The organism is Flavobacterium sp. (genome assembly GCF_031422135.1).
Lineage (GTDB): Bacteria > Bacteroidota > Bacteroidia > Flavobacteriales > Flavobacteriaceae > Flavobacterium.
The window spans coordinates 1-5,484 of record NZ_JANOQD010000031.1; the positions used below are offsets into that span (position 1 = coordinate 1).

General features: G+C 32.2%; 6 protein-coding genes. 1 reads left to right on the forward strand and 5 read right to left on the reverse strand.

The features are described 5' to 3' along the window. The 4 genes from RMO70_RS05240 to RMO70_RS05255 all read right to left on the reverse strand — a co-directional run. Nucleotides 1–641: NAD-dependent epimerase/dehydratase family protein (locus RMO70_RS05240; protein WP_310555371.1), on the reverse strand; the 641-nt coding region annotated here is incomplete at its 3' end. A gap of 4 nt (nt 642–645) precedes the next feature. Continuing rightward, nucleotides 646–1,113: a DUF1456 family protein gene (locus tag RMO70_RS05245; protein WP_310555372.1), complete on the reverse strand. Its 468-nt coding sequence runs from the start codon at nt 1,111–1,113 to the stop codon at nt 646–648. 66 nt (nt 1,114–1,179) lie between these two features. After that, nucleotides 1,180–2,403 (reverse strand): D-alanyl-D-alanine carboxypeptidase, encoded by a 1,224-nt coding sequence (locus RMO70_RS05250; RefSeq protein ID WP_310555373.1) that lies wholly within the window; start codon nt 2,401–2,403, stop codon nt 1,180–1,182. A gap of 138 nt (nt 2,404–2,541) precedes the next feature. Beyond that, nucleotides 2,542–3,366 carry an alpha/beta hydrolase-fold protein gene (locus tag RMO70_RS05255; protein WP_310555374.1) on the reverse strand — a complete coding sequence of 275 codons (825 nt, stop codon included), beginning with the start codon at nt 3,364–3,366 and terminating at the stop codon, nt 2,542–2,544. 68 nt (nt 3,367–3,434) lie between these two features. Here RMO70_RS05255 and RMO70_RS05260 point away from each other — a divergent pair, with 68 nt between their 5' ends. After that, nucleotides 3,435–3,836 (forward strand): excinuclease ABC subunit B, encoded by a 402-nt coding sequence (locus RMO70_RS05260; protein ID WP_310555375.1) that lies wholly within the window; start codon nt 3,435–3,437, stop codon nt 3,834–3,836. Nucleotides 3,837–4,019: 183 nt separating this feature from the next. Here the strand turns inward: RMO70_RS05260 and RMO70_RS05265 are convergent. Beyond that, nucleotides 4,020–5,484: amidohydrolase family protein (locus tag RMO70_RS05265; RefSeq protein WP_310555376.1), on the reverse strand; the 1,465-nt coding region annotated here is incomplete at its 5' end.

Sequence of the window (5,484 nt, forward strand, 5' to 3'; positions counted from 1 at the left end):
TGAATCTTATCAGATTCGTATATTTTGAAACCTAAATTATTTTTTTGCCCAAGTGTAAACATTGCTTTGGCAACAGTTTCACTTTCAATGGGTTTGTACTTTTTTATATTTCCAACGAATAAAAATGAAAAAAGTTTCATAAAAAACCCACCAATTTTTTCTCCTAATCTAAATTCGGTGCGATTTCCTAGAAGGAGCGAAGGTTGCAGTACAGAAACACTTTCGAAATCGCAATCTTCAAGAAAATCTTGAATTGCTCCTTTAGTCTTCAAATAGAAATTTCCAGAGTTTGCATCGGCACCAAGAGAAGAAATAATCAAGAATTGTTTGACTTTATTTTGCAGCGCCAAAGTGGCAAACTGTTTAGGGTATTCAAAATCTACTTTTTTAAAAGCCTCTTGGCTTCCAGCATTTTTTATGGTCGTGCCTATGGTACAAAAAAAATCGTCACCAAAGACCGACTCTTTATATGTTTCCGGTTTGTCAAAATCGATAATGTGTTGCTTTAATTTTGGATGTTGAATGCCTGAATCTCTTTTGACGAAAGTGATGACTTTTTCATATTCAGTACTTTCTAATACTAGTTCTAAAAGTTGAGAGCCTATCAATCCAGTGCTACCAATAATCAAGGCGGTTTTCATAAACTTACGATTTTTTATTCTTTCCGAAATTGAATTTTACTTTTTCTACCACTTGTATTTTGTTGTTCCCTTTTGGGAATTCTTTTTTTGAAGTTCTTTTTGCAGCAGGTTTCGTTTTAGAAGGACTTTGATCACCCCTCGCTCTGTCTTCATCTTTAGGTTTTGCCTTAAATTCAGGTCTCTCTTTTTGTCCTTCTTTTTTAGGGATTTCGGCTTTGTGTTTTGCTAAAACTGCAGTTGGATTCTTAGGATTTTCCTTTGTTCCTCGCAAATGAATTACTAATCCGTTCAAGAAATTACGTAACACTTGATCACCGCATTCCACATAATTCTCGTGATCTTCTGCTCGGAAAAAAGCGCTTAATTCTGTTTTAGAAATTCTAAAATCTACTAATTCTAAAATCTCAACTATTTGATCATCTCGCAACATTAGTGCGACACGTAGTTTTTTGAATATATCGTTGTTTGTCATTTTTAAAGTTTTTACAAAGGTACGTTTTAAAAGTATTTGACAGTCAATAATTAAATTGCAAAAGTTCTAATACTTATTATGAATTTCAGTGATAATTCGCGCCATTTCAGTTCTAATTTCATCTGTAGTTTTCCTGAAGTTGTTGTTCATAAACGAGTAAATTAATTTCTGGCCTTTTCGTGTAATTATATAACCACACTGATTGTAAACATTGGTTAGTGTTCCTGTTTTTGCCCAAACAAAAGGCTTATCATTATCCGTTTTATAGGCTCTTTTTAAGGTCCCCGAAACACCACCAGCCGGAAATAAACTGTGTAATCTTTCGTCATTGTTGATTTTGTTGCTAATTTTTTTTAACAACGAAATCGATGAGTTTGGAGTAAATAAATTATATCTTGATAGTCCTGAACCGTCAACCCAACTGATGTCATTGGCAAACTCTTTCATAAAATTATCTTTGCTATATTCGATTATAGTATTGGTAGACAAATCATTCGATAGTGTCGAAGCACAGACTAATAGCAATTGTTCAGCGATGAAATTATCGCTCACCATCATCATTTTTCTCAAAACGTCATCTGTTTTTTCGCTATAAATAATTTTGAAATCTTTTGGTAAAGGAATGTCTATGAGTGTAATGTCTTTGTCGATTTTTTCTTCAAGAAGCGAAATAGTTAAATCAGGACTTGTCTTGAATGGAATTTCTTGTAAGTATCCAGTTTTATCAATTTTTGATGGATAGGTAAACTGATTGGTATAAAAATCGCGTTTTATAAGATAGTATTCAGAAATAAAATTTGGATCAACTTTAAAAAAAGGTTGCAAAAAAGAAGGTTTTACTGTTAGTCCTCCAGCTTCATTCTTATATACTTTTGCAGTATTACCTTCGACTGGGAAAGCCGTCATTTCGGGTTGAAAATCTTCTAGATAATCATCATAATTCCAGCCAGCGCCATAAAAATTCCCTTTGTAATTAGTAGCAACGAAAAATAATTTCTTGTCCGACTTTTTCAAAAAGTCCAACACTTTATTTGATTTGAAAGTCGAGTAGGCCAATGTTGGGTCTCCAGTTCCCCAGAATATCAAGGAATCACCTTTGGTAACATACTTCAAAGCTGGAATCGAATCGCCCAACATTTCTAAAGCGGTGTAAAAGGTGTATGTTTTTGTATTAGAGGCTGGAATAAAATGTTTACTGCCATTTTGCTCAAAAACCATTTTGTCTTTATCTTGATCGAATAATGAAAATCCCGTAAAATGCTCATTGAGTATTTCCGACTTTTCGAACATTTTTTTAATTTTTCGAGCGGGTATATTTTGCGAAAAAACTACCGATGTTACTAACAGCAGCAGTATTACACTAGGAACTTGATATTTTAAATGTTTTTTAATCATACTTTTTCTTTAACTATAAAATGAATTGAAATTTTAAAATAGCCATAAATACGCGTCTACAAATCCATCTCGCCATAATTTTTCGTTATGTTGACCGCCTTTTACAATTGTTTTTTTTGTCAAATTCTTGCATTCACATCTTTTTTCTGAAATCAAATTGTCTATTTGGTTGAGGTCTGTGATCATATCAGCATCGCCTTCGTTGTCGCCACAAAGAAAATATATTTTGGTTTTCATAGTTGGAATTGTATTTGTCAGTTCGATAATTTCTTTTCGGTTGAACCAAAACGAGGGAGAAAATATCCCCGCTTTCCCGAATACATCTGGATATTTTAAAATCGCATAATAGGAAACCAATCCGCCAAGGGAACTTCCCATTATTGCTGTGTTTTTTGCGTTTGTCTTTGTTCTGTATTTAGCGTCTATTTCTAGTTTTAAAGTTTTTACAATAAAATCAAGATACTTATCGGCATCACCACCGGCATATTTTGGGTGTTTGTAAGGCGTTAATTCAGCCATTCTTTTTTCGTTTCCGTGCTCAATTCCTACTACAATTACTTGTGCATTGAGACTATCCAGTTTTTCGTCTACATTCCATTCGCCTACAAAGGAAGTTTTAGCATCAAAGAGATTTTGTGCATCGTGCATATAAATCACAGGATATTTCTTTTTGGTTGAATTGTAATTTTTTGGCAAATACAGCCATATTTTCTTAGTTGTATTTAATTGCGGTGCTTCAATGGTGAAAGTAGAAACTTGCTTTGAAGCAGTGCTTTGCTTCGGCGGTTCGTCTTTTGTGCTCGGGTTTTGCGCAATAGTTTTTTCTGTTGCCACAAAAAGAAAAATAAATAATAGCATTCGTAGGATCATTGCCAGGTTTTGTGTTTTGGATAAAAAACAATATTTTAGCTAAAAATAATAATTTGATGCCTACTTACGAAGAAAAAATCAGTTTACTTTTAGAAATGATATCTTTTGCTACTGTTGACGGTAGTTTGCACAAAAAGGAATACCTATTCTTAGGTATTGTAGCCAAAGAGTTAAATCTTGGCGAGGCTGTTTTTAATGATTTATTTCATCAGGAATTGCCTGTTCTGGTTATAAAATCAGAATTTGAGTGCTTTCATCAGTTTTATCGTTTGGCTTTATTGATGCATTCCGATGGCGTAATTCATAGCAAAGAAGAATTAACCATTCAGCAAATAGGTATAGATATGGGGCTGAATCCTTCGGTAACAAACCGCATACTCAAAGTGATGAAAAAGAACAAAAGCCCTATTATTGAAGAAGAAGTTTTATTAGAGATTTTCAAAGAGCAGCATAATTAGGATTTATAGCTGTAAAATGGCGAGTAGCCATAAATGCTTTTTTAACGTTTTGCAGCATTGAGATGGTCGGGAAAAAGTACGCCAAAATTTTCGGTTGTTTACTGATTTTACAGGTATAAAATCAAGTTTTAGTATATGACCGAAACCCCACTATATCAAAACCGCTGTCGGCAGATAGTGCATTTATTTAATATATTGGTCAATTTTTATATTTCTATTTTCATTATTTGTATTTTCTATTGCTTTCAGAATATTTTCGATTTGAACTTTATTAATCATATTTTTATCAAAGAAAACATATTCTATTGTTTTTGTATTTTTTATATCCTCTAATGGGTTTTTTGAAAGTAACACTAAGTCTGAATTATATCCAACTTTTATTTTTCCAGTATTTCTTTTCATCCAATTACTAGGCTCAACAGTTGCGGAATAAATTGCTTGAGAATTGGTCATTCCAGACTTTGATAATGATTGTAATTCATTGTGTAGTGAAAATCCTGGAACAACAGTTGCAACATTGGCATCTGTTCCTGCCATAATTGGAATTTTATTGTCAACTAATGCTTTTGTCATAATATGAATTGCTTCGACATAAAGTTTCCAGTAAATTAGTGATAATTTTTTTGCATCAGGATTATCTTCTCCATCATATTCATACCCGTTTCTGTTAGGTAACCAACCTAGTTTGTAAAGTGAAGTTCCTTCAATAATTTTAGGATTAGCGTACTTCAATTCTATTTCTTTAAGTTTTAATTTTAAGTCAAATCTTTGATTTAAAAAACTCTCACATAACCAAATAGTTGAAGTAACACTAATATTATTCTCTTTAAGTTTTTTTGCAATTTGAACTGAACGTATTTTAAAGTAGGCGAGAAATTCAATTGGATTATTTTTTATTGATTTTCCAAAATCATCAATAGTTTTTACTGTTAGTTCTTCAATGTGAGCAACCTCTTTTTGACCTGATGAATAAAATGTATCTAAATTGACCAATGGAATATGACCAATAACAGGAATGTTATATCTTTTGGCGATATCAATAGTAGTTTTAAACATCTCGGGATTAACAAAACCATACATTTTAACGGCATCGTAACCTTGTTTTTTTATTTGTCTTATTTCTTTTTCAGCATCGTTTTTAGTTGAATAATTGATCGAATGTCTTGTCCAAGAATAATAATACCCAGTTAATCCACCTTCACTGCTGAATATTATAGGCGATGCAACAAACAGTCTTGGTCCAATAGCGTTTTCTTGAATTTCGTTTTTCCACTTTAATACAATTAGACTTCCAGCCATTTCTCTAACGGAAGTTACACCATTTACTAAATATAAAAACAAATCGTTTTTACTTTCTTTTAAATGAACGTGAGAATCTATAAGTCCAGGAATTAAATATTTATTTGCACCATCAATGATGATAGCAGTTTTTTCGGTAACTAGATTTGTTCCCAAACTAATTATTTTGCCGTTTTTAACTATTACATCTTGATTTTTAATAAAGTAGCTACAATCTTCTGAAAGTATATTTGCATTTTTTATATGAACTATTTCGGTTGGTTTTACAATTGAAGAAATATCAATAACTTTTGTTGATTTTCCTAAAACTTTATATAATTCATTATCTGCCCACCAAAATGTTATGGCG